Source organism: Azospirillum lipoferum (assembly GCF_024170005.1).
In the GTDB taxonomy this organism is placed as follows: domain Bacteria; phylum Pseudomonadota; class Alphaproteobacteria; order Azospirillales; family Azospirillaceae; genus Azospirillum; species Azospirillum lipoferum.
The window spans coordinates 440,060-463,942 of sequence record NZ_JALJXJ010000004.1 but is presented as its reverse complement, the minus strand read 5'-3'; the positions used below and the strand labels follow the sequence as shown (position 1 = coordinate 463,942).

General features: G+C 69.4%; 17 protein-coding genes. 7 read left to right on the top strand and 10 right to left on the bottom strand.

The window, feature by feature from the left end:
- Positions 1 to 3: 3 nt before the first annotated feature.
- The 3 genes from J2848_RS12215 to J2848_RS12205 form a co-directional block, all read right to left on the bottom strand.
- On the bottom strand, positions 4 to 453 hold the full coding sequence (locus J2848_RS12215) for a GNAT family N-acetyltransferase (RefSeq protein ID WP_149231262.1): 450 nt from the start codon (positions 451 to 453) through the stop codon (positions 4 to 6).
- 4 nt (positions 454 to 457) lie between these two features.
- A complete protein-coding gene (locus tag J2848_RS12210; RefSeq protein ID WP_246193835.1) occupies positions 458 to 709 on the bottom strand; it encodes a DUF1127 domain-containing protein in 252 nt (83 codons plus the stop codon).
- 305 nt (positions 710 to 1,014) lie between these two features.
- A complete protein-coding gene (locus tag J2848_RS12205; RefSeq protein ID WP_149231260.1) occupies positions 1,015 to 2,448 on the bottom strand; it encodes an MFS transporter in 1,434 nt (477 codons plus the stop codon).
- A 144-nt stretch (positions 2,449 to 2,592) separates the two neighbouring features.
- Between J2848_RS12205 and J2848_RS12200 the strand changes: the two genes are divergently transcribed.
- Both J2848_RS12200 and mgrA read left to right on the top strand, forming a co-directional pair.
- Entirely contained in the window at positions 2,593 to 3,507 is a 915-nt protein-coding gene (locus J2848_RS12200; RefSeq protein WP_149231259.1) for a LysR family transcriptional regulator, read from the top strand.
- Between the two features lie 83 nt (positions 3,508 to 3,590).
- A complete protein-coding gene (mgrA, locus tag J2848_RS12195) occupies positions 3,591 to 4,649 on the top strand; it encodes an L-glyceraldehyde 3-phosphate reductase (protein ID WP_149231258.1) in 1,059 nt (352 codons plus the stop codon).
- A gap of 172 nt (positions 4,650 to 4,821) precedes the next feature.
- On the opposite strand, the gene J2848_RS12190 is transcribed toward mgrA, so the two are convergent.
- The 4 genes from J2848_RS12190 to J2848_RS12175 all read right to left on the bottom strand — a co-directional run bounded on the left by J2848_RS12190 (position 4,822) and on the right by J2848_RS12175 (position 10,991).
- A complete protein-coding gene (locus J2848_RS12190; protein WP_149231257.1) occupies positions 4,822 to 5,931 on the bottom strand; it encodes an NADH:flavin oxidoreductase/NADH oxidase in 1,110 nt (369 codons plus the stop codon).
- A gap of 95 nt (positions 5,932 to 6,026) precedes the next feature.
- Positions 6,027 to 7,433, bottom strand: a complete 1,407-nt coding sequence (locus J2848_RS12185; RefSeq protein ID WP_149231256.1) for a M20/M25/M40 family metallo-hydrolase — start codon at positions 7,431 to 7,433, stop codon at positions 6,027 to 6,029.
- A gap of 66 nt (positions 7,434 to 7,499) precedes the next feature.
- Positions 7,500 to 8,585 carry a ParA family protein gene (locus J2848_RS12180; RefSeq protein WP_281288560.1) on the bottom strand — a complete coding sequence of 362 codons (1,086 nt, stop codon included), beginning with the start codon at positions 8,583 to 8,585 and terminating at the stop codon, positions 7,500 to 7,502.
- Positions 8,586 to 8,726: 141 nt separating this feature from the next.
- On the bottom strand, positions 8,727 to 10,991 hold the full coding sequence (locus tag J2848_RS12175; protein WP_149231254.1) for a protein arginine N-methyltransferase: 2,265 nt from the start codon (positions 10,989 to 10,991) through the stop codon (positions 8,727 to 8,729).
- 164 nt (positions 10,992 to 11,155) lie between these two features.
- Between J2848_RS12175 and J2848_RS12170 the strand changes: the two genes are divergently transcribed.
- The 3 genes from J2848_RS12170 to mmsB all read left to right on the top strand — a co-directional run bounded on the left by J2848_RS12170 (position 11,156) and on the right by mmsB (position 14,838).
- On the top strand, positions 11,156 to 12,655 hold the full coding sequence (locus J2848_RS12170) for a CoA-acylating methylmalonate-semialdehyde dehydrogenase (protein ID WP_149231253.1): 1,500 nt from the start codon (positions 11,156 to 11,158) through the stop codon (positions 12,653 to 12,655).
- A 76-nt stretch (positions 12,656 to 12,731) separates the two neighbouring features.
- Complete coding sequence (locus J2848_RS12165; protein WP_149231252.1) at positions 12,732 to 13,877, top strand: isobutyryl-CoA dehydrogenase; 1,146 nt, start codon at positions 12,732 to 12,734, stop codon at positions 13,875 to 13,877.
- 79 nt (positions 13,878 to 13,956) lie between these two features.
- The gene (mmsB, locus tag J2848_RS12160) at positions 13,957 to 14,838 is read left to right on the top strand and encodes a 3-hydroxyisobutyrate dehydrogenase (protein WP_149231251.1); all 882 of its coding nucleotides are present in this window, start codon (positions 13,957 to 13,959) and stop codon (positions 14,836 to 14,838) included.
- A gap of 13 nt (positions 14,839 to 14,851) precedes the next feature.
- On the opposite strand, the gene J2848_RS12155 is transcribed toward mmsB, so the two are convergent.
- Positions 14,852 to 15,757: a LysR family transcriptional regulator gene (locus J2848_RS12155; RefSeq protein WP_149231250.1), complete on the bottom strand. Its 906-nt coding sequence runs from the start codon at positions 15,755 to 15,757 to the stop codon at positions 14,852 to 14,854.
- A 297-nt stretch (positions 15,758 to 16,054) separates the two neighbouring features.
- Here J2848_RS12155 and J2848_RS12150 point away from each other — a divergent pair, with 297 nt between their 5' ends.
- Entirely contained in the window at positions 16,055 to 16,567 is a 513-nt protein-coding gene (locus J2848_RS12150) for a hypothetical protein (protein ID WP_246193834.1), read from the top strand.
- Positions 16,568 to 16,585: 18 nt separating this feature from the next.
- Here the strand turns inward: J2848_RS12150 and J2848_RS12145 are convergent, their stop codons facing one another.
- Both J2848_RS12145 and J2848_RS12140 read right to left on the bottom strand, forming a co-directional pair.
- On the bottom strand, positions 16,586 to 17,344 hold the full coding sequence (locus tag J2848_RS12145; RefSeq protein WP_149231248.1) for a DUF3102 domain-containing protein: 759 nt from the start codon (positions 17,342 to 17,344) through the stop codon (positions 16,586 to 16,588).
- A 2-nt stretch (positions 17,345 to 17,346) separates the two neighbouring features.
- Positions 17,347 to 18,099, bottom strand: a complete 753-nt coding sequence (locus J2848_RS12140) for a ParA family protein (protein WP_246193833.1) — start codon at positions 18,097 to 18,099, stop codon at positions 17,347 to 17,349.
- Positions 18,100 to 18,446: 347 nt separating this feature from the next.
- On the opposite strand from J2848_RS12140, the gene J2848_RS12135 reads away from it, so the two are divergent.
- Entirely contained in the window at positions 18,447 to 23,738 is a 5,292-nt protein-coding gene (locus J2848_RS12135; RefSeq protein WP_246193832.1) for a two-partner secretion domain-containing protein, read from the top strand.
- The last annotated feature ends 145 nt before the right edge of the window (positions 23,739 to 23,883 follow it).

Here is a 23,883-nt window from a genome sequence, read left to right as displayed (position 1 = left end):
GGCTCACTCCAGATCGGTGAACAGGAAGGCGTGGTTGTGCCGCGTCAGACCGGCCGTCTCGTAGAAGGTGATGGCGCCGGGCGCGGACAGCAGCAGGCACATGGTGCCCGGCCCCATCGCGTCGCGGGTGCGGCGCATCAGTTCCTTGCCGATGCCGCGCCCCTGCAGGGCGCGGTCGACGGCGAGGTCGGACAGATAGCAGCAATAGACGAAGTCGGTGATCGATCGGGCGACGCCGACCAGCCGGCCCTGCTCCCTTGCGGTGACAATCAGGCCGGCGTTGCGCAGCATCGCCTCCACCCGGGGACGGTCGCCCACGGGCCGGCGTTCCGCCAGCCCGGAGCGTTCCAGAACGTCGATGAACGCGTCCGCGCTCAGCTCCGGTTCGACCGCGTAGTCGATTTGGACGGATTGTCCCTGAATGGATCGGTCCTGAATGGATTCATCGGCCATCGTCTCATCCCCGCCAGAACGGCTTCGACACCTCCTGCTCCGCCTCGGACCGGCTGATTCCGATGTCCTTCAGCAGATAGTCGTCGAGCGCCATGAGTGCATGACGTTGTTTGCGCCGTTCCATCACGGAAAACAACAGGTCGAGCAGCCGCCAGAGGGGGCGACGGGCGACACGGGTGACGCGGTCGGCGGCCGGAACGGCGCCCTGGGCTGCCGTGTAAAGGCCGGAACTGCGGGTCACATCGGTCTGGCGCATCGGATCCTCCATAATCTGGCGCACAACGCTCGAACAATCGAGACAATCAGGATTATGAAGAGGAAATCGGCGGGGTCAAACGGAACATTGTCACCATTACATTTCCGATATCGGATGTATCTTTTCGGCCACAGGCGGGGAAAGCCCCCGCTCTGTATCCGGAAAACCTCCAAAAACCCTTGAGATACCGGGGTGTTCGCCGTTCCACATGGAGATCGTTCGCACCTGCCGATCGTTTGTGTGACAAGTCACGGCCAGACAGTGGGATTGTCCCGGTCACATTGTTCCTGCCCGCCGACCTCCCCTCACCGCCGCATCCTGGCTGCGAGGACAAGCGCCACGCCGATCAGCCCCGCCGCGACGGCGAAGGTCGTCCGGGTTCCCGCCGCAACAGCGTCCGGCGCCGCCGCGGCGATCTCCGCCCCCACCCCCAGCGTGAACACCGTCCCCATCACCGAGGCGCCGGTGATCAGCCCCAGATTGCGCGAGAGGTTCAGCACCCCCGACACCACGCCGCGTCGGTCCTTCTCCACATCCGCCATCACCGCGGTGTTGTTGGCGGCCTGGAACAGCGCATAGCCGGCGGTGACGACGACAAGCGGCCCGACATAGCCAACCACGCCCAACGTCGCCGGCAGCAGCGCCAGCAACACACAGCCGACCGTCGTCGAGGTCAGCCCCAGGATGGTCATCCGCGCCGCGCCGAACCGGTCGACGACCCGGCCGGCCGGCACGCCGGTCAACGCCGACACCAGCGGCCCGGCCGACATGGCGAGGCCGACCATGCCCGTCTCCAGCCCCAGGCCACGGGCGAGGTGGAACGGCCCCACCACCAGCGTCGCCATCAGCACCGTCGCCACCAGCATGTTCATCGCCAAGCGCCCGCGCAACGCCCGGTCGCGCAGCATCTCCAGCCGCAGCAGCGGCGACGCCGTCCGGGACTCCACCGTCAGGAACAGCCAGGCTCCACCGGCCGCCGCCAGCAGCAACAGCATTTCGGACCAGCCGAAGCCGCTGCGCCCGCCGGTCATCGCCAATGCGTAGGTCCCCAGCGTCAGCGCCAGGATCAGCATGCCGGGAATGTCGAAGCTCTCCCGTGCCCGCCCCGCTCCGCCTGCCATCTCCACTCGGGCCTCCGCCCGGCCGGCCGGCAGGTAACGCCGTACCAGCAGGAAGGCCACCAGCCCCGGCGGCACGGTGACCAAGAAGATCGCCGGCCAACCGAACGCCGCGATCAGCACGCCGCCCAGCGTCGGGCCCAGCGCGGTGCCGATCGCCGATGTCGTTCCCATCAGCCCCATCGCCCGGCCGATCCGCTCCTTCGGCACCGCATCGCCGACGAAGGCGGTGGCGAGCGCCATCATCGCGGCCGCCCCCAACCCCTGCACCGCCCGCGCCGCCACCAGCATCCACAGACCGGACGCGGCGGCGCAGGCGGCGGAGCCTACCGTGAACAAGCCGATCCCGGTCAGCAGCAGACGCCGCCGCCCGACGATGTCGCCCAGCCGCCCCACCCCGACGATCAGCGTGGTGATCGCCAGCAGATAGGCCAGCACCACCCACTGTACTTCGCGGAACGGCACGTCGAAGGCCCGCGCCAGCGCCGGCAACCCGACATTGGCGATGCTGACGCCGAGCGACGACAGCAGCATCGCCAGCGCCAGCCCGGCCAGCCCCCACCTGACCGTCCCGCCCGCCGCCTCCGCCGCTCCCCCCTCCTGTGCAACCGCCTGTCTCATGACACCTCTCCTGTTTTGAATGACAGGCGCCAAGGCTAGGACGCGGGGTGACATGGCGGAACGCGCAGCATCCGCATTGTATTCGTGCACGCGGCGCCATGTCCGGGTGGGGCCCATCGGACAAGCCGTGCTACGATCCGGCGCATGACCGCCCCCGACCTGAACATGCTCGTCACCCTGGATGCCCTGCTCGCGGAAGGCAGCGTCGCCGGTGCGGCACGGCGCCTGCGGCTCAGCCCGTCGGCGATGAGCCGGGCGCTGGCGCGGCTGCGCGAGGCGACCGGCGACCCGCTGCTGGTCCGGGCCGGGCGCGGCCTCGTCCCCACGCCCCGCGCGGTCGAGTTGCGCGACCGCGTCCGCCTGCTGGTGCAGGAGGCCGAAGCGGCGCTGCGCCCGGCCGAAAACCTCGATGTCGGCCAACTGACCAGGACCTTCACCCTGCGGACCAGCGACGGCTTCGTCGAAAGCTACGGCGCCGCCCTGCTGACCCTGCTGGCCGCGGAGGCGCCCGGCGTCCGCATCCGCTTCCTGGCGAAGCCGGACAAGGACAGCGGCCCTCTGCGCGACGGCTCGGTCGATCTGGAGACCGGAGTCGTCGGCAAGGACAGCGGCCCCGAACTGCGCACCCAGGGGCTGTTCCACGACCGCTTCATCGGCGTCGTCCACCCCGGCCATCCGCTGGCCTCGGGCACGATCACCCCCGCCCGCTATGCCGCCGGCCGCCATGTGCTGGTGTCGCGGCGCGGCGACGACCGCGGGCTGGTGGACGAGGCGCTGGACCGGCTGGGGCTTCGGCGCAGCGTCGTCGCCACGGTCGGCGGCTTCGCCGCGGCGCTGGCGCTTCTGCGCGGCACCGACCTGATCGTCAGCGTCCCCGAACGGCACACGGAGGGGCTGCGCGCCGGCCTCCACAGCTTCGCCCTGCCCTTTCCGGCGCCGGAGGTCACCGTCTCGCTGATCTGGCACCCACGGCTGGACGCCGACCCGGCCCACCGCTGGCTGCGCGGCTGTGTGCGCAGGGTGTGCGTCTCGCCATCCGGCCCGGAAAGCCGGGAGTGATATGACCGGCGAGGCCATTGCACATCGCCGCACCGCCGCCCTATGCTGATATATCACTCAGAAACATATCGGGAGAAAACGCCATGCAGCCGCCCTACCTTGCCGCCGACCGGCGTTACGAGGGCATGAGCTATCGCCGCACCGGCCGCAGCGGGCTGGACCTGCCGGCCATTTCGCTGGGGCTCTGGCAGAATTTCGGCGGCGCCGACGTGTTCGCCACCGGGCGCGCCGTGCTGCGCCGGGCCTTCGACCGCGGCGTCAGCCATTTCGACCTCGCCAACAATTACGGCCCGCCGCCGGGTTCGGCGGAGGAGAATTTCGGCCGCATCCTCGCCACCGATTTCCGCCCCTACCGCGACGAGATGGTGATCTCGACCAAGGCCGGCTACGAGATGTGGCCCGGCCCCTACGGCAACTGGGGCTCCCGCAAATATCTGGTCTCCAGCCTGGACCAGAGCCTGAAGCGGATGGGCCTGGACTATGTCGACATCTTCTATTCGCACCGCGTCGATCCGCGCACCCCGCTGGAGGAGACGATGGGGGCGCTCGACCATGTCGTCCGCCAGGGCAAGGCGCTCTATGTCGGCATCTCCTCCTACTCGCCGGAGATGACGCGGCGGGCGGCGGGGATCCTGAAGCAGCTGGGCACCCCCTGCCTGATCCACCAGCCCTCCTACTCGATGCTGAACCGCTGGGTGGAAGGCGGGCTGCTGGAGACGCTGGAGGATCTCGGCATGGGCTGCATCGCCTTCTCGCCGCTGGCCCAGGGCATGCTGACCAACAAGTACCTCAGTGGGAATTCTCAGAGCGGGTTGCCTGCCGACGCCCGCGCCGCCAAGGGCGGCAGCCTGCGCGCCAACTTCCTGTCGCCGGAGAATCTGGAGCGCGTCCGCGCACTCGACGCCATCGCCGGACGGCGCGGCCAGACGCTGGCGCAGATGGCCATCGCCTGGGTGCTGCGCGACCCGCGCGTGACCTCCGCCCTGATCGGCGCCCGCAACGTCGAGCAGCTCGACAACTCTCTGGACGCGCTGAACAACCTGTCCTTCAGCCCGGAGGAACTGGCGGAGATCGACACCCACGCCGTCGCCGACGCCGGCATCAACCTGTGGAGCGCCTCCTCCGCGGCCGAGGCGGGGTGAGCGCCTCCCAATCCCCTCTCCCCCCGGGGAGAGGGTTAGGGTGAGGGGGGCGCGCGGCGAGGGTTTTCAAGAACCGCGCAGTCCTCATTCTCCACCAAGTCCACGCGACGCATCCCCCCTCACCCCGTCCCTCTCCCCAGGGGGGAGAGGGGGGATTTCGCCGATTCAAAACTCACTCCGCCTTATCGGTGGCGCGATACCGCTCCAGCCAGTGGGCGTAGGGCGCCGGCAGCACCCAGGACGGACGCTCCACCCCCAGCTCCTTGGCGGCGCGGTAGGGGTAATGCGGGTCGGCCAGATGGGCGCGGCCGATCATCACCAGATCCAGCTGCCCGTCGGCGACGGTGCGGTTGGCGACCTTCGGCGCGTCGATGCCCCAGGCCGCCGCCACCGGCAGTTCCGCCTCGCGCCGCACCCGTCCGGCGATCGGCGCCAGGAACGGCGATCCCCACGGGACGTTGGCGTTGGGGGTGGAGAAACCGACGCTGACGTTGAGCAGATCGAGCCCGCCGGCGCGGAAGTTACGGGCGAGTTCGATCGACTCGGCCAGCGTCTCCTCGTCGCGCCCGTCATACTCGATGACGCCGAAACGGGCGGTCAGCGGCAGGTTTTCCGGCCATACCGCGCGCACCGCCGCCAGCGTCTCCAGCAGGAAGCGGCTGCGCCCGGCAAGGTCGCCGCCATACTGGTCGGTCCGCTTGTTGGCGTGGACCGAGAAGAAGCTCTGCCCCAGATAGCCGTGGGCGAAATGCAGCTCCAGCCACTTGAAGCCGGCATCGCGGGCACGGATGGCAGCAGCCACGAAATCGGCACGGACGCGGGCGATATCGTCCAGCGTCATCGCCTTCGGCACTTTCGGCAGATAGGCGCCGAACGGCACGGCCGACGGCGAGAGCGTCTCCCAGCCGCGTGGATCGCCCTCGGCGATGTGGTCGTCACCCTCCCACGGGCGGTTGGCGCTGGCCTTGCGGCCGGCATGGCCGATCTGGATGCCGGGAACGGCGCCGGCCGCGGCGATGGAGGCGGCGATGCGCGCCATCCCTTCGGCCTGGGCGTCGTTCCACAGCCCGGTGCAGCCCGGCGTGATGCGGCCTTCCGGCGACACCGCCGTCGCCTCGACGATCACCAGACCGGCACCGCCGCGGGCAAGGCCGGGATAATGGACGAGATGCCAGTCGTTGATGACGCCGTCGACGGCGCTGTACTGGCACATCGGCGGAACCGCGATGCGGTTGCGCAGGGTGACGTCCTTCAGCGTGAAGGGCGTGAACAGAGCGGACATGCGAATTCCCGTCTCGATCTTGTCGGTGGCGGCGGGGGATGAGGCGTCAGCCTTCCCCCGCCGCGGATCGGGGAGATTTATGGTCCGCCCAAGCCTCAGCCAACCCGCCCGGCGGCCAAACGCCCCAACATTGCCGCATGGCTGCGGATACCGTTGCGCAGGCATTTCAGCTCGAACTTCTCGTTCGGCGAGTGGATGCGGTCGTCGTCCAGCCCGAAGCCGACCAGAATGGTGTCCAGCCCCAGATGCTCGCGGAACCAGCCGACGATGGGGATCGACCCGCCGCCGCCGATCAGCACGCCGTCGCGGCCTGTTGCCTCCTTCAGCCCGCCGCGCACCGCCTCCATCCACGGCGTGTCGGTCGGCACCTCGATGCCGGGGGACGCGCTGAAGCGGCGGAAGCTGACCGTGCAGTCCTCCGGCAGCCGTTCCTCGAAGAAGCGCTGGACCGACGCCTCGATCGCCGCCGGGTCCTGGCCGGGCACCAGCCGGCAGCTCAGCTTGCAGGACGCCTTGGCCGGGATGACGGTCTTCGATCCCTCGCCGGTATAGCCACCCCAGATGCCGTTGATGTCGCAGGTCGGCCGGGTCCAGATGCGCTCCAGCAGCGTCCGTCCCGTCTCGCCATGGCTGCGGGTCAGGCCGAGAACGCCCAGGAACTGCGCCTCGTCCAGCGGCAGGCCGCGGATCTGCGTCCGCAGTTCGTCCGGCAGTTCGCGCACACCGTCGTAAAAGCCGTCGAAGCGCACCCGCCCGTCGACGTCGTGGATCTGGCCCAGGATGCCGGTCAGCACATTGATCGGATTCGGCACGGCGCCGCCGAACAGGCCGGAATGCAGGTCGTGGCTGGGACCGGTGACGGTGGCTTCCAGATAGAGCAGCCCGCGCAGCCGGGTGGTGATCGCCGGGGTGTCGACGTCCCAGGCGTTGGTATCGGTGACGAGGCAGAAATCGGCTTGCAGCTCTGCCGCATGCTCCTTCAGGAAGCGCGGCAGCGACGGGCTGCCGGTCTCCTCCTCGCCCTCCAGCAGCACGGTGGCGCGGATCGGGATGGAACCGTGGACGGCATGCCAGGCCTCGAAGGCTTCCATGAAGGTCATGGTCTGGCCCTTGTCGTCGGCGGCCCCGCGGGCGACGACGCGGCGCCCCCGTTCGGCCTCAACGATCACCGGCTCGAAGGGCGGGCTGTTCCACAGCTCGACCGGGTCGGCAGGCTGGACGTCGTAATGGCCGTAATAGAGCACATGCGGCGTCTCCACCCCATCCAGCCCTGGCCCCGGATGATGGGCGACCAGGATGGGATGGCCGGGCGTCTCATGGAGGGTGACGGTGAAGCCCAGCGCCGCCAGCCTGTCGGAGCACCATCCGGCCGCCCGCCGGACCTCGCCGGCATAGGCGGGGTCGGTGCTGACCGAGGGAATGCGCAGCAGTTCGCAAAGCCGGCCGACGGACTCCTCGAACGACTCATCCACCTTGCGCAGAACGGCATCGACAGGAAGCATGACGGCCTCGTCTTGTTGATCGCAGGATCCACCGGTCCCCCTCTCCCCCCGGGGAGAGGGAAAGTCTCATCCCCCAAGCCCAAGCAATTTCCCGAGGATCGGCTGCCCCACCGCCGCCCCCAGCGCGAAGCCGGCGGCCAGCCCGATCACCAGCCCGACGATGCCGGCCCCCATTCCGCCGCGGCCGGAGGACTGTGCCCGCTCCGCCTGCCGCGCCCCATTGCTCCCGCCCGAGGGCTCGTCCCCCTCGTCGATCGACGACGCGCGCCGTGCGCTGTAGGAGGTGTCGGTCGCCTCGTGCCACGACCGGATGCGCTCCAGCGCCGGCTTCAGTTGGGCGTCGTCGGGGGCGTTGCCGCGGCCATGGACGATCTCCCAGGCCAGCGCCGCGAAGCGGCTGGTCGTCCGCCCCTCCGGCGTGAAGATCGCCGCTGGCATACGCCGGTATGTCGCCTTCACCACATCCACGTCATAGGGGAAGGCGGTGCGGAACATCTGCTCCGGGAACTCGCTGCGCAGCTGGTTCAGCGATTCGCGCCCGACCTCGTCGTTGGTGATCGACAGCATCAGGATGCCGGCCAGCGACAGGCTGGGGTTCAGCCCGTTCTGGATATGCTCCACCACCTGCAACGTCCGCCGCAGCCCGTCCAGCGCGTAGCGCCCCGGAAACACCGGCACGATCAGCCGGTCCGACGCCGCCAAGGCACCGGCCGCCAGATGGCCCAGCGCCGGCGGGCAGTCGATGACGACATAGTCCGGCGGGTTGCGCGAGAAGTGCAGCGCCTTGCGCAGCCCCCGCTGCGAGCCGCCGCGGCTGTCCAGCGCATGTTCCAGCGAATAGAGCTTGCGCGCGCCGACGATCATCGACAGCCCGTCGAAGGCGGTCGGGGTGATGGCGTCCTCGACGAAGGTTTCCTTGCGCAGCAGGTCGTTGATGCCGACCTTCGCTTTGTCGCGCAGCAGGAAGTTGCTGGTGGCGCTGCTCTGCGGATCGAAATCGATCAGGACGACGCTCTTGCCCAGCGCCGCCAGCGCGAGGGCGAGGTTCACCGATGTGGTCGTTTTGCCGACGCCGCCCTTCTGATTATAGACCGACAGGATGGTCGGCTGCCGTGTCTCCGGCATGTCGAAGACGTCATCGTGGCTGGTCATGTCCATTCCGCTTCGCCGTTTCTGCGGCAATCCCCACGGCCCGGAACCGGGGGAGTCCCGCTGCTTGAGCGCGGGCGCACTATAAGCGGTAGGGTCTCAACTCTCCACCCACCTTTGGGGACAGGTCAGACCCTCAAGTCATCAGGCATCCCAGGCCGCGTCGCGCCAGGACTGCGCCGGCCCCGACACTTCCAACAGCCCAGGCTGCGGGCAGGACCGCCCCGCCGGCAGCGCCAGCAGGTTCAGCGCCACCACCCCCGGAAAGCCGTTGCCGCCCTGCCCCGCATGGTTGCCCGGATCGAACAGCGGCACGATGTGCCACCACAGCCGATAGCCGAAGCTCTGCACCAGCGCGATCAGCTCGCCCAAGCCCTCCTCGCGGTCGTTCTCCAGATAGAGCGCCGGCCGGCAGCGGGCGATCAGCCCGGCCACCTCCCGCACCGCCGGGATCACGGCACTGCCGACATCGACCTTCAGCAGGTCGAGCCGCTCTAGCCCCTCCGGATCGGCCAGCCCCGCCCGGTGCAGGACGACGGAGCCGATCCCGTTGGCGGCAAGGTTCGCGGCCAGCAGTTCCCGCAAATCCTCCCGCGGCTCGACGGCATGCACCCGCCCGCCCGCCCCGACCCGGCGCGCCAGCGGCACGCTGTGGGCGCCGACGCCCACCCCGACCTCCACCACCACGTCCCCCGGTTCCAGCAGCGCCGCGCAGAGCCTCTGCGCGCCCTCCAGGAACTCGCCATAGAGCGCCAGCGACCGGCCCACACAGCCATCTTCGGGCAGAAAGCGCATCGGCCCATGCCGGGTCGCGGCCTCCACCGGCGCCGCCCCGCCGGGCGCCTCCTCCGCCGCCGCATCGGCGGCAACGGTCCGCAACTCCAGCACCTTCGCCCCGATGTGCGGCGACACCGGATCGTCGGGGGCCGGCGGAAAGGGCCGCCCGGCTCCCGGATGGGCGCTGTCATGGACCAGCACGCGCCCGCGGATGCGCGGCCACACCCAGTCGGCCAGGAAGCGCTGGTCCTGCCAGCGGTCGGCCTCGCGGTTGGCGACCTCCTCGATCACCGGCGCCATCGGCGGCAGCAGCCCGGCCATGCCGCCCCACAGGCCGGCCAGGATCAGGTCGGTGTGCAGCAGATGGTCGCGCATGACGTGGAAGGGCAGCCCCGACGCCATCCACGCCTCGACCGCCGCCTTCTCCCGCAACGTCGGCCGCGAATCGCAGTCGCGGCAGAGGAAGCGCGCCACCGTCGGATCGTCGGCGGCCAGGAAGCGCCAGTAAAGCCCCTGCGACGGCCCGCTGCCGGCCGGCATCGCCACCGTCTCCGCCCCCAGCCGGTTCAGTTCCACGATCAGGGCCGGCGGCACCGACTCGTCATGGTAGAAGCGGCAGCTCCAGCCCGGCAACAGCGCCGGCACCGTCCGGGCGTTGGCGACGGCGCCCTGGGTATAGACCTCGCGCCGGCCCCACAGGCTGAAGGCGACGACATTGCGGGTCCGCCCCTCCGGGTCGGTCGGGCTGGCGGGAAGCGGCGGCACGTCGATCTCCGCCCGCTTCTGTTTCAGGGCCAGCGTCTCGGCGGACCACAGCGCCGCCTCCACCGGGTCATGCGGCTCCAGCGCCAGGGTCAGCGAATCGCGCACGCCGATGTGGCCGGGGTCGAGGCGGGCGGCCCGGCGGAAGACCGCCACCGCCATTGCCAACGCCTGTTCCGTCCTGTCATCCCTGGTCAGCGCAATCCCCAGATTGTACAGCGCCGCTCCCGCCGCCGGTTCCAGCGCCAACACCCGGCGATAGGCGGCCACGGCAGCCGCGACCGCCCCGGAATCGAGCAGCAAACTGCCCAGTTGCAGCCAGGGCTCCGCCTCCCCCGGTTCCAGCAGGGCCGCGCGCCGGAAATCGGCCATCGCCAGCTCCGGCTGCGACCGCCCCACCCGCTCCATCCCGCGCTGCCGGCACAGCAGGGCCAGCCGCCCGGCCATCTCCGCCCGCTCCGGCGCCAGCGCGCAGCCATGCTCCAGCGCCGCGATGGCGGCATCCACGCCGCCGGCATGATGCTCCGCCAGCGCCAGCAGCTCCCAGCCCTGGACATCGTCGGGCACCAGTGCCAGCGCCGGGCGCAGGGCGGCGGCGGCGTCCGCCCACTCCGCGACGGCCAACAGCGCCTTGCCCTGGTCGATGCGGTAGGCGGCGGCAGCGGGAACCTCCGCCACCGCGCGGCGCAGCAGGCCCAGCCCCTCTTCCGGCCGCCCGGTCTGGCAGGCCAGCACCCCGGCCAGATGCAGGGTCGACGCGTTGCGCGGATCGGCCGCCAGGATGCGGCCATAGATGGTTTCCGCCTCCAGGAGGCGGCCGGCGGCATGGTGGTCGACCGCGATGTTCAAAGCCTCTTCGATCGTCGCCATCGTGGTTCCCGTATCCTCTCAATCGGGGCCACTATAGCAAAGGATCACGGCAAAGGACGGCCCCTTGCCGCATTCCTGCACAACCGATGCGCAAAGTTTCGGGTCGCCTCGACGGGCCGCTCAGGTCCACATGGTGACAAACAATCCTGAGGGAGGACAATAGGATGACCACCGAACTTCAGCACCTGATCGGCGGCAAGCTGGTTTCCGGCACCTCCGGCCGCTTCGCCGACGTCTACTCCCCGATGACCGGCGAGGTGCGCGCCCGCGTGCCGCTGGCGAGCGTCGAGGAGATGCGCGCCGCGGTCGAGAACGCCAAGGAGGCGCAGCGCGGCTGGGCCGCCACCAACCCGCAGCGCCGCGCCCGCGTGCTGATGCGCTTCCTCGACCTCGTCCAGCGCGACTATGACGAGCTGGCGCTGCTGCTGTCGCTGGAGCATGGCAAGACCATCGTCGACGCCAAGGGCGACATCCAGCGCGGCCTTGAGGTGGTGGAGTTCGCCTGCGGCATCCCGCACCTGCTGAAGGGCGAGTTCACCGACGGCGCCGGTCCCGGCATCGACATCTATTCGATGCGCCAGCCTCTCGGCGTCGTCGCCGGCATCACGCCGTTCAACTTCCCGGCCATGATCCCGATGTGGAAGTTCGCCCCGGCCATCGCCTGCGGCAACGCCTTCATCCTGAAGCCGTCGGAGCGCACGCCGGGCGTCCCGGTCAAGCTGGCCGAGCTGATGCTGGAGGCCGGCCTGCCGGCGGGCATCCTCAACGTCGTCCATGGCGACAAGGTGGCGGTGGACGCCATCCTCGACGACCGCGACATCAAGGCGGTGGGCTTCGTCGGCTCCACCCCGATCGCCGAATACATCTACAACCGCGGCTGCGCCAACGGTAAGCGCGTGCAGTGCTTCGGCGGCGCCAAGAACCATGCGCTGGTGATGCCGGACGCCGACCTCGACCAGGCGACCGACGCGCTGATCGGCGCCGGCTTCGGTGCTGCGGGCGAGCGCTGCATGGCGATCTCCGTCGTCGTCCCGGTCGGCAGGAAGACCGCCGACGCCCTGATGGACCGCCTGATCCCGCGGGTGGAAAGCCTGAAGGTCGGTCCCTCGACCGACAGCAGCGCCGATTTCGGCCCGCTGGTGACCGCCGAGCATCTGGAGCGGGTGAAGTCCTACGTCGATCTCGGCGTCAAGGAAGGTGCCAGGCTGGCGGTCGATGGCCGCAACTTCAAGATGCAGGGCTACGAGAACGGCTTCTACATGGGCGGCTGCCTGTTCGACGAGGTGAAGCCGGACATGCGCATCTACAAGGAGGAGATCTTCGGCCCGGTCCTCTCCGTCGTCCGCGCCGACAGCTATGAGGAGGCGCTGTCGCTGCCGAACGACCACGAGTACGGCAACGGCGTCGCCATCTTCACCCGAGACGGCGACGCCGCCCGCGACTTCGCCTCCCGCGTCGATGTCGGCATGGTCGGCATCAACGTTCCGATCCCGGTTCCGCTCGCCTACTACACCTTCGGCGGCTGGAAGCGTTCGGGTTTCGGCGACCTGAACCAGCACGGCCCCGACGCGGTGCGCTTCTACACCAAGACCAAGACCGTCACCTCCCGCTGGCCCTCGGGCGTCAAGGAAGGCGCCAGCTTCGTCATTCCGACCATGGAGTGATGGGCTAACATATCCCCCCACCCCCGCGCGCGAAGCTCGCGCGCGGGGGTGGGGGTGATTTGGAAGGAGGTGACGCATGTCCTTTGAACTGACCGAAGACCAGATCGCCATCCGCGACATGGCGCTGTCCTTCGCCCGCGACGAACTGGCGCCGAATGCCGTCGAGTGGGACCAGAAGAAGCATTTCCCCGTCGATACGCTGCGCGCCGCCGGCGAGCTCGGCATGGGCGGCATCTATGTGTCGGAGGATCATGGCGGGTCGGCGCTCAGCCGCTTCGACGCCGTGGTGATCTTCGAGGCGCTGAGCCAGGGCTGCCCGACCATCGCCTCCTACATCTCCATCCACAACATGGTGGCGGGGATGGTGGACAATTTCGGCAACGACGAGCAGAAGGCCCATTGGCTGCCGAAGCTCTGCACCATGGAATGGCTCGCCAGCTATTGCCTGACCGAGGCGAATGCCGGCTCCGACGCCGCGGCCCTGCGCACCAGGGCGGTTCGCGACGGCGACAGCTATATCCTGAACGGCGCCAAGCAGTTCATCTCCGGCGCCGGCAGCTCCGACCTCTACCTCGTCATGGCCCGCACCGGCGAGGACGGCCCCGGCGGCATCAGCGCCTTCCTGGTGCCCAAGGACACCCCCGGCCTCTCCTTCGGCGCCAACGAGCATAAGATGGGCTGGAACGCCCAGCCGACCCGCGCCGTCATCCTGGAGGACGCCCGCATCCCGGCATCCACCCTGCTGGGGCAGGAGGGAATGGGCTTCAAGTTCGCCATGAAGGGGCTGGACGGCGGCCGCATCAACATCGCCGCCTGCTCCATCGGCGGCGCCCAGGCGGCGCTGGACAAGGCGCTGACCTACATGAGCGAGCGCAAGGCCTTCGGCCAGACGCTCGACCGTTTCCAGGCGCTCCAGTTCCGCATCGCCGACATGGCGACGGAGCTTGAGGCCGCCCGCACCTTCGTCCACCGCGCCGCCTCGGCGCTGGACGCCAAGAGCAAGGACGCGACGCGCCTCTGCGCGATGGCGAAGCGCTTCGCCACCGACACCGGCTTCGAGGTGGCGAACAACGCGCTCCAGCTGTTCGGCGGCTACGGCTATCTGGCCGATTACGGCGTGGAGAAGATCGTCCGCGACCTGCGGGTCCACCAGATCCTGGAAGGCACCAACGAGATCATGCGCCTGATCGTCTCGCGCAGCGAGATCGGGCGGATGGCCTGACCAACACGATCCCTAGTCCCCTCTCCCCGGGGGGAGAGGGGGAAGCACCATAAAAACCAAACCAACGGGAGACGCGACGATGGCGGTGATCGGTTTCATCGGATTGGGCAACATGGGCGGCCCGATGGCCGCGAACCTCGTGAAGGCGGGGCATCAGGTGGTGGGCTACGACCTCGTGCCCGCAGCCATCGAGGCGGCCAAGGCGGCCGGCGTCACCATCGGTGAGTCTCCCGCCGCCATCGCCGCGGCGGCGGAGGTGGTCATCACCATGCTGCCGGGCGGCCGCCATGTGCTGGGCGTCTATGGCGACATCGCGCCGGTGGCGCGCCCCGGCACCCTGCTGATCGACTGCTCCACCATCGACGTGGACTCCGCCCGCAAGGCGCATGCCCAGGCGGTGGAGCATGGCGCCGCCTCTCTCGACGCCCCGGTGTCGGGCGGCGTCGGCGGCGCTGCCGCCGGCACGCTGACCTTCATGGCCGGCGGCGAAACGGACGCCTTCGAACGCGCCCGCCCGATCCTGGAGGCGATGGGCAAGAAGATCGTCCATTGCGGCGGTGCCGGCGCCGGTCAGGCGGCGAAGATCTGCAACAACATGATCCTCGGCATCTCGATGATCGGCGTCTGCGAGGCCTTCGTGCTGGCGGAGAAGCTCGGCCTGTCGCATCAGGCGCTGTTCGACGTGTCGTCGACCTCGTCGGGCCAGTGCTGGTCGCTGACCAGCTATTGCCCGGTCCCCGGCCCGGTGCCGACCAGCCCGGCCAACCGCGATTACCAGCCCGGTTTCGCCGCGGCGCTGATGCTGAAGGACCTGAAGCTGGCTCAGGAAGCGGCCCAGAGCGCCGGCGCCCCCACCCCGCTGGGGGCCGCGGCGGCGCAGCTCTACGCCCTGATGAACGCGCAAGGAGAGGGCAGCACCGACTTCTCCGGGATCATCCGCATGCTGCGCGGCGAGGGCTGACTCAGCCGGTAAATCAGAGCGTGGCCGGGGGCAGGAACAGCGCCTGCTCCCGCCGCACCAGATCGGCGATATAGTCGGCGGTCATCGAAATCCGCGCCAGCGAGCGCAGATCCTCATGCACGATCAGCCAGAAGGACCGGGTGATCGTCACCTCCGCCGCCAGCACCGGCACCAGATCCGGCTCGCCGGCGGCGATGAAGGCGGGCAGCATGCACAGACCGGCACCGGCCAGCGTCGCCTTCAGCTGGGCGACGAGGCTGCTGCTCTTGATGCGCGGCGCCACCTCCCCGATGGTCTCGACATAGTCCAGTTCGGGGGCGAAGATCAGGTCGTCGATATAGCCGATGAAGGAATGGCCGCGCAGGTCGCCGCGGCTGCGGATCGCCGGCCGGGCATCCAGATAGGCGGCGGTGCCGTACAGCCCCAGCCGGTAGTCGGTCAGCTTGCGCGCGAACAGCCGCCCTTCCTGCGGACAGGACAGGCTGATGGCGATGTCGGCCTCGCGTCTCGACAGGCTGAAGACGCGCGGCATGGCGACCAGCTGCACCTCCAGCTCCGGGTGGCGTTCGCACAAGGACCCGATGCGCGGCGCCAGGAAACAGCTGCCGAATCCGTCCGGCGCCCCGATGCGCACCGCACCGGCCAGTGCCAGATCGCCGTCGGCCACCATGCCCTGGGCCAGCAAAGCGGCACTCTCCATCACCTCCGCCGTCTGCTTCAGCCGTTCGCCCTGCGGCGTCAGGGTGAAGCCGCTGGGCCGCCGTTCGAACAGGGTGACGCGCAGCGCATCCTCCAGCGCGGTGATGCGGCGGCTGACCGTGGTGTGATCGGCGCGCAGGCGCTGGGCCGCCGTGGTCAGCGTGCCGGCGCGGGCCACCGCCAGGAAAAAGCGCAGGTCGTTCCAGTTGAAGTCGGCCATGTCGCCGGCGGTGCCGTCCTATTTGCTAATCGAAGAGGGGCCGAACTGTCCCACCAACCCGGCTGCCTGACAAGAGCGCCAACCCGCCCCTGCGACAACGCTGCACGCCAATGGGCGGTGCATGGCTGAAAGAGCCTGATCCGAAGGAGTACCGCTTCTTCCGGATACCGCCCCCATTTCGCGCGGACGAACAGGCTCTCTGTTGCGTTTATCTGTTAAGCGACGCGATTGCGACGATCGAGAGGACGGGGAATGCCGGGCGCGGGCCGGACGGTGAGGTTGAGCGGGGCGATAACCGTGGCAGCACTTGCGGCCTTGCTCGCCATGTCTGCCGTAAACCGCGCTGCCGCGGAACCGCTTCTGTCCGCACCGGAGGCGCAGGAATCCACTGCTCCCCAGCCCTCCCCCACCCTGGCCAAGCCGCAAACCGACGCCTTCGATTGTTGGCTGCTGGATCCCGATCGCCTGGAACAGGCGTCCGGCCACGGCCTGTGCGGCGACGCCTTCGCCCGCGCACCCGAAACCGCGTCGCTACCGGAGGCCCCTCCCCCGCCGCTACCGTCGGTAACCCCGGCCCGTAAGCCGAAGGCGCCGGAACGGCGTGTCCGCAGCGCTGGCCGCAGTGTCAGCAGCGCGGAAAGCCACACCGTGACCAGTTCGCCCGCCCGGGTTGCACGCAGCAGCGACGGTGACTTCTTCACCAACTTCCAGCGGGATTTCCGCTCCCTGACCAACCTGCTGGGCGGCGGCAGCCCGTCACCCCGCCGTGGCGACGACAGCCCCGCTTCCCACACGTCGCACAACCACTAGGGACCGGATCAGCCGGCTTTACCGCCGATCGTCGTCCGCATCCGCCCCAATATCTTCCGGCCCGATATCCTCCGCCTCCACATCGATGGTGACGCCGGTCCGGCCCGAGCGCACATGATCCCCGTGCTCCGGATCGATGCCGTGGTCGCGGCGCAGTTCGTCGCGGATCTCCGCCATGCGGGCGCGCAACCGGGCATAGTCGGCCAGAAGCTGGCGGCGCCGGTCGTTCGGCGTCACGTCCTTCGGCGGGCGCAGCGAGCGCTTGAAGTCGATCAGCTGGCGGCGGGTCACATCGGGACGGATCAGCCCCTGCGCCTTGGCCCGCTCCAGCTCGTCCGGCGTCATGGTCACGATCTGGTAGGCGACGCTTTCCGCCCCCGGCAGCACGTCCAGCGACAGCCGGCCGGTGTCCACCGCCTCCGCCACCGCACGGAAGCGGAAGGCGGTCTCGACCGAGAACGGCATGTCGCTCTCGATCATCGCCTCGAAGTCGCCATGCGGCAGGATTTCCTTGGCGCGGTTCAGGTACCGGCCGATCGACAGGAATTCCTTGCGGCTGCGGTTCCAGTGATAACGGATTTCCTGGGCGAATTCCTGCCGGGTGTGGCAGGGCACGATGGCGTCGCTGATGTCGGAGGCCCGGCGGTCCGCCTTGGACGGCGCCACCGCCGTCCCTGACCGCACAGGAGTAGACGCTACCTCCGGCTTGGCCGCGGGCGGGGGAGCGGCCTTGCCCTGCTCCGCCACCTTCTTCATGAAGGACTTTACGTTAGCCATCTTCAGATCCCCAGCTCGTGGCGGATGAAGTACCAGGCGCCCAGGCATTCATCGGCGCCATTCACCGCGCCCACGTCGACGATGGAGCAGCCGACATCGTCCACCCGGTGCATGTCCTCGATGTCCGGCACCTCGTGCGGCACCAGCCGGCCGACGCGGCCCAGCTCCAGCTTCGCCTCGCGCAGGCTGACCGACCGGCGCTTGACCCGGTTCAGCAGGAAGGCGGCGGGGCGGCCATAGTCGCGCAGGAACTCCATCCAGGGAATGACGCTCATCTTGTCGAAACGCCCGACCCCGGTCGGCACCAGCACCAGATCGGCGCGGCGCAGCAGGATCTTGGTCGCCTCCGGATACAGCTCCACCGACGGCGGGGTGTCGACGAAGACCACGTCGTAACGGCCGGGATCGATCCGGGCCAGTGCCGCCTCGATGTCGTCCAGCGTTCCCTCGTAATGATCGATCGCCACCACGTCGTGCGGGCGGCGCAGCTCGTGCCATTGCCCCAGCGTGCGCTGCGGATCGAAATCCAGCGTCGCCACCCGCATGCCGTCCTTGGCCGCGGCGACGGCGGTGTTCTTGCAGCTGGTGGTCTTGCCGGTGCCGCCCTTCGGCGCACTGTAGACCACCCAGCGCGCGGGCATCGGCGCAGCCGTCTTTACCGTCTCGCCAGCCCCCTGGGCGGCCGCCTTGCCCGTTGATTTACCTGTGGCTTTGCCCGCGGATTTCCTCGTGGCGACGGCGGTCGGATCGGCCATCTGTTCCCCCTGCATCGCGTGCCAGTCATCTTGGCAGCCTTCTTATTAGCGGATCGGCCGCCGCCTCGAAAGGGCAAAGGCGGCACCTGCGCCATGGAAATAGGCGATCTCTGTACCACTGAAGCCGTTACCGGTAACGCCTCCCCACCATATCCGTTACCGGTAACGCTTCCGCCGGTGGCGGTACGGCAACCTCGATTGCCGGCACGAAACAATCCGTCACCACTTTCGGGATTTCCGTGCAGGCGCCCGGTCGCTAAAATGTCTCGCATTCCATAGTTTCGGACAGCGTATTGCCTTCCCGCAGGCGTCGGGGGCGGTGATTGGGGTTGGCGGGGGTTGGATCGGTGATACGGGGATGGCTGGGGGGATCGGGTGCACCGGCCGGGGCGGCGTCCAGGCGTGATGGTGCATGGCAACGCTCCGCCCTGCACCACAGCACCGCCCTGGCCGGGGCGGCCCGTCTGGTCATCATCACGGCAACTCTCACCCTGCCCCTCCCAGCATTCGCCAATCCCGAAGGCGGCGTGGTCACCGATGGGGCCGCCACCATCCAGTCCACCGCCCCCGGCCGGCTCGACATCATCCAGTCGACGCCCAAGGCGGTGATCGACTGGCAGCGTTTCGGCATCCGCGACGGCGAGCACACCAACTTCCAGCAGCCCGACGCCTCCGCCATCACCCTCAACCGCGTCACCGGCTCCGACCCGTCGGCGATCCTGGGCCGGCTGACCGCCAATGGGCAGGTCTGGCTGGTCAATCCCAACGGCATCCTGTTCGGGCCGAACGCCCGGGTCGATGTCGGCGGGCTGATCGCCACCACCCACGACATCCGCAACGCCGACTTCATGGCCGGCCGCTACGCTTTCGAAGGCAGCAGCGGCTCCACCGCGACGGTGGAGAATGACGGTGCCATCACCGTCGCCCAGGCCGGGCTGGCGGCGCTGGTCGCCCCCGGCGTCGCCAACCGCGGCACCATCCAGGCCCGCATGGGCGAGGTGACGCTGGCGTCGGGCCGCCGCTTCGTCGTCGACCTGTTCGGCGACCAGAAGATCAACATCGCGGTGGACGCCAAAACCGATGCGCGTCCCGTCGGCGCCGACGGCAAGCCGGTCGAAGCCCTGGTCAGCAACAGCGGCAGGATCTTCGCCGACGGCGGCCGGGTGCAGATGACGGCGTCGGCCGCCAAAGGGCTGGTCGACCGCGTCGTCAACATGTCCGGCACCATCCAGGCCCGCCGGGTGGAGCAGCAGGGTGGCGACATCGTCCTGCTGGGCGACGGCGGCGAGGTCGAGGTCTCCGGCAGCATCGACGCCAGCGCCAGCGGCCCCAATCAAACCGGTGGCTCGGTCGCCGTGTCGGGCAGTCGTACGGCGCTGACCGCCACCGCGCGCGTCAACGCCTCCGGTCCCGCCGGGGGCGGGGAGGTGCTGATCGGCGGCGACGTGCAGGGCGGCAGGGCGTCGGCCGCCACGCTGGCCGGCTACAACATCCGCCCGGCGCGCAAGCCGGTGCCGCCCTCCGCCGACACGCTGGTGGCGCAGGGGGCAAGCATCGCCGCCGACGCGACGGAGAGCGGGAAGGGCGGCAAGGTCGTGGTCTGGGCCGATGGCAGCACCCGCTTCGACGGCGCCATCTCCGCCCGCGGCGGTGCGGCCGGCGGCAATGGCGGCTTCGTCGAGACGTCGGCCAAGCTGTCGCTGCATGTGCGCGGCAGCGTCGATGCCGGTACAAGAGCAGGGCAGGGGGCAGGGAAAAGCGGCTTCTGGCTGCTCGATCCCACCAACATCACGGTGTCGGCGACGGGCGGCACCGTTTCCGCCGATACGATCCAGGCCGCGCTGAACACCGGAACCGATGTCACCCTGCAGACCGACACGACGGGCGGCGAGGCCGGCGACATCACGATCGACCAGGACATCACCAAGTCGGCCGGCGGCGATGCCTCGCTGACGCTGAAAGCCTACCGCAACATCTTCGTCAACAAGAGCATCGCGTCCAATGTCGGCGCGCTGAACCTCACACTGAACGCCGCGACCGGAACCGGCAACGGCATTGTCCGGGTGACGGGAAAGTCTGAAACCGATCCCGTCCTCATCACCACCAACGGCGGCAGCTTCATCGTCGGCGGCGGATCGGACCCGAGGGGAAAGGCCGCCACCGGCCTGTATGGCGAACGCACGCCGAGCAGCGACCGCACCGGCGTGGAGTTCGACTATGCGGTCGTCGCGACCGGCGCCGGCTCCATCCTGGTCAACGGCGAAGGCGGCGAGAACAACGGCAACGGCAACCACGGCATCGTGCTGTACGCCAGCCGTCTGACGACGGCCACCGGCTCCCTCACCCTGAACGGGGTGGGCGGCAGCGGCATGGATTACGGCGACAATGTCGGCGTGCTGCTGTCCAACTCGAGGCTTCAGACGTCCGGCGGCGCCATAACCGTCACCGGCACCGAGGGGCATGGCGAAAGCTCGATAGGCAACGACGCGGTCCGGATGGAAGGCGCGTCCACCATCACGACCGACGGCAACGGGGCCATCACCGTTCGGGGGAGCATGGCCTCCAGCCGCGACGTCGTGCTGGGCGGCGCGACCATCTACAACGGCGGCGCCCCGATCACCTTCGAGTCCGGCGGCAACCTTCTGCTCGACTACAACACCAACATCCGGTCCGGCGGGGCGGTGACGCTGAATGCCGCCTACGGGGTGTATCTTACCGAAAGCCACATCGTCACCGGCGGGGCGCCGGTGACGCTGAACAGCGCCAGAAGCCTCGACAAGGGCGCCATCCGCCTGAACACCAGCAGCATCACCACCTATGGCGGCGCCATCACCCTGGGCGGCGGCAGCGACCCGGCGACCGGTCCGGCGAAGGGCGACTATTCCGACATGGCCGGCGTCGCCATCGCCACCAGCACGCTGCAATCCGGCGGCGGCGCCATCTCCATCCGCGGCGAAGGCTCCGATTCCGGGGATCAGAGCCACGGCGTCTCGATCACCGGGCTGTCGACCATCGATTCCGACACCGGCAGGATCGCCATCCGTGGCACGGCGGTTTCCTACAATGGCTGGAATGCCGGCCTGTCGATCGCGTCCGACGGGGAAGGGGGGCCGGTCATCCATTCCAGCTCCACCGCCGCCGATGCGATCACGCTGACCGGCGACGCCACCGCCGTCGATGCCGACGAGGCCTGGGGCGTCAGGATCCGGGGCAGTGCTGCGATCACCTCGTCCGGCGGCATCGCCATCACCGGCAAGGCCGGCACCTCCGCCGTCACCTACGAGGTCGCCGGCATCGGCCTGGATGCCGACACCGACGGCAGCATCCGCATCACGGCCGACGCCGGCGAGGTCACCCTGCGGGGCACTGCCGGAACCGGTGCGAAGGCGCTGGATCTGTACCGCAACGGAGACGTGGTGGTCAGCAGCACACCGGCACCACCACCTCCGCCGCCGCCACCACCTCCCCCGGTAACGCCGCCGGTCACGGAAGAGCCGGGCACGCCCACAACGCCGACCACGCCGACTACCCCCACAACGCCAACGTCTCCCACGACGCCGACCAGCCCGGATACCGGCACCGGAAGCGGCGACGGGACCGGGACGCCCATCACGGACACGCCCACCACCGGCACGCCGACGACCACCACCCCATCCACCGGGACGACCACGTCCGGCACCACCACCGGAACCGACACGGCGGGCACGACGGACACCACGTCGTCGGCCACCGCCACGACCAGTTCGACGACCAGTTCGACGACCAACTCGACGACGGCGAACAGCCAGCCCTCCACCGCCAATTCCGTGCAGACGGTGCTTCAGACGGTGGCGCAGATCGCCGCCAACCCGACCACGACCACGACAGGCACCGTGGCAACCACCGCCACCACCCGGACGATCGGCACCACGACAACTGGCACCACCGGCTCCGCCACCGGCACTGCGACCACGCCGCAGACCTTGCTGACGACGCTGGAGCAGGGCACCGCCACCCAGAACACAACATCCCAGACCACGGCATCCCAGACCGGAGAAGGGCAGGGCACCCCGGCGGCAGGCGGCAGCTCCCCCTCCAACACCGCCCCGACCTCTCCGCCGCCGCCCGCCCCGGCCCCGGCGACCGTGGTGCTGGCCTCCGGCCGGTCGGTCACCTTCACGGCGGAAGCGGCGGCGGCCTATTCCTCCGGCGCCACCCTGACGCAGCCGGGGCCGCAGCTCCTCGCCTCGCCGCAGGTGCAGGCGGCGGCCGGCACCCTCATCCAGGCGGCCGGCAGCGGCGGCATGGTCCAGGCGGTCACCTCCCTGGCGACCGGCAGCCTGTCGGTCCAGGAACAGCGCGCGGTGCTGGCCAGCGTTCCCGTCGCCACCCTGATCGGCGGCCTGACCGCCAGCAGCGACCCGGTGGCGGTGCGCGTCGGCGGCATCCTGCAGAACAGCGCCGCCGGCCAGCCCGGCGGCTATGCCCAGGTGCGCGCGGCGGCGGCCCAGGCCAACCTGCCGCCGCAAGTCGCCCGCACCTACCTCGCCATGGTGCAGCGGGTGGAGCGCGAACAGCGCACCCAGGCCTTCTCCGGCGCGCTGCGCCAACTGGTGGCGAACCCGTCGGCGGCGGACATGTTCGGCCGGCCGGCCGCCGCCTCGGCCCCGCCCAGCCTGCAACAGGCGCGCGGCGGCCGCACCCGCGGCGGCACCATGACCCTGCGCGGCATCGTCGCCGACAGCGCCAATCTGGCCGAAGCGCGGGTGAACGGCCGCTGGGTCTTCATCGACGAACAGGGCCAGTTCCGCACCAGCATCCCGGTGGAGCCGGGGGCGAAGGAAGCCACCCTGACCATGACGGACGAGACCGGCAAGACGACGGAACAGCGCATCGCCATCGACAGCGCGACCGCCGCTCCTGACCCGGCCGCTCCGCCGAAGCCGCGCAAGATCGCCCTGATGATCGCCGTCGACAGCTACCGCGACGGCGCCATTCCGGCGCTCACCACGCCCGACGCCGACATCAAGGCGGTGGGCAAGGCGCTGAACGACCATCTCGGCTACGAGACGCGGGTGCTGCGCAACCCGACCAAGGCGCAGATCGGCGACGCCCTGCGCAAGCTCGGCCGCGAGGTGGGCGAGCAGGATCAGGTGATGGTCTATTATGCCGGCCACGGCTATGAGCTGGAGGAAACCGGCACCGGCTATTGGCTGCCCGCCGATGCGGAGACGACCAGTGCGCGCAACTGGGTGTCGAACAACGACATCGGCCGCTTCCTCAGCCGCATGCCGGCCAAGCATGTGATGGTGGTGTCCGACAGCTGCTATTCCGGCGCCTTCACCAAGGAACAGAAGGTCGATGCCAACCGCCTCGCCAACGAGACCGAGATCCGGCAGCGCCGCTCCGTCATGGCCCTGTCGTCGGGCGGCGACGAGCCGGTCGCCGACGGCGAGGTGAACTCCCCCTTCGCGGTGGCGCTGAAGAAGCGGGTGCAGGCGCTGCCGAAGGACAGCAGCGGCTACGCCCTTTACCAGGAGGTCCGCCAGGACGTGACCAGCGAGGCGCCGCAGACCCCGCAATATGGCGTGATCCGCACCGCCGGCTACGACGAGGGCGGCGACTTCCTGCTGGATCTGCCCGACCGGGCCATGAACTGACGGGGGGAAGGGGATCGACGAATGCCCTCTCCCGCCCCGGGAGAGGGAACTTCTCATTTTCCCCTGGCATATAGTTTCAAAAGAAACTATATGAGCGACAAATGGTCGCGCCCGGCGCTTGGCACCGGCCGCATCCTCCGGTTCA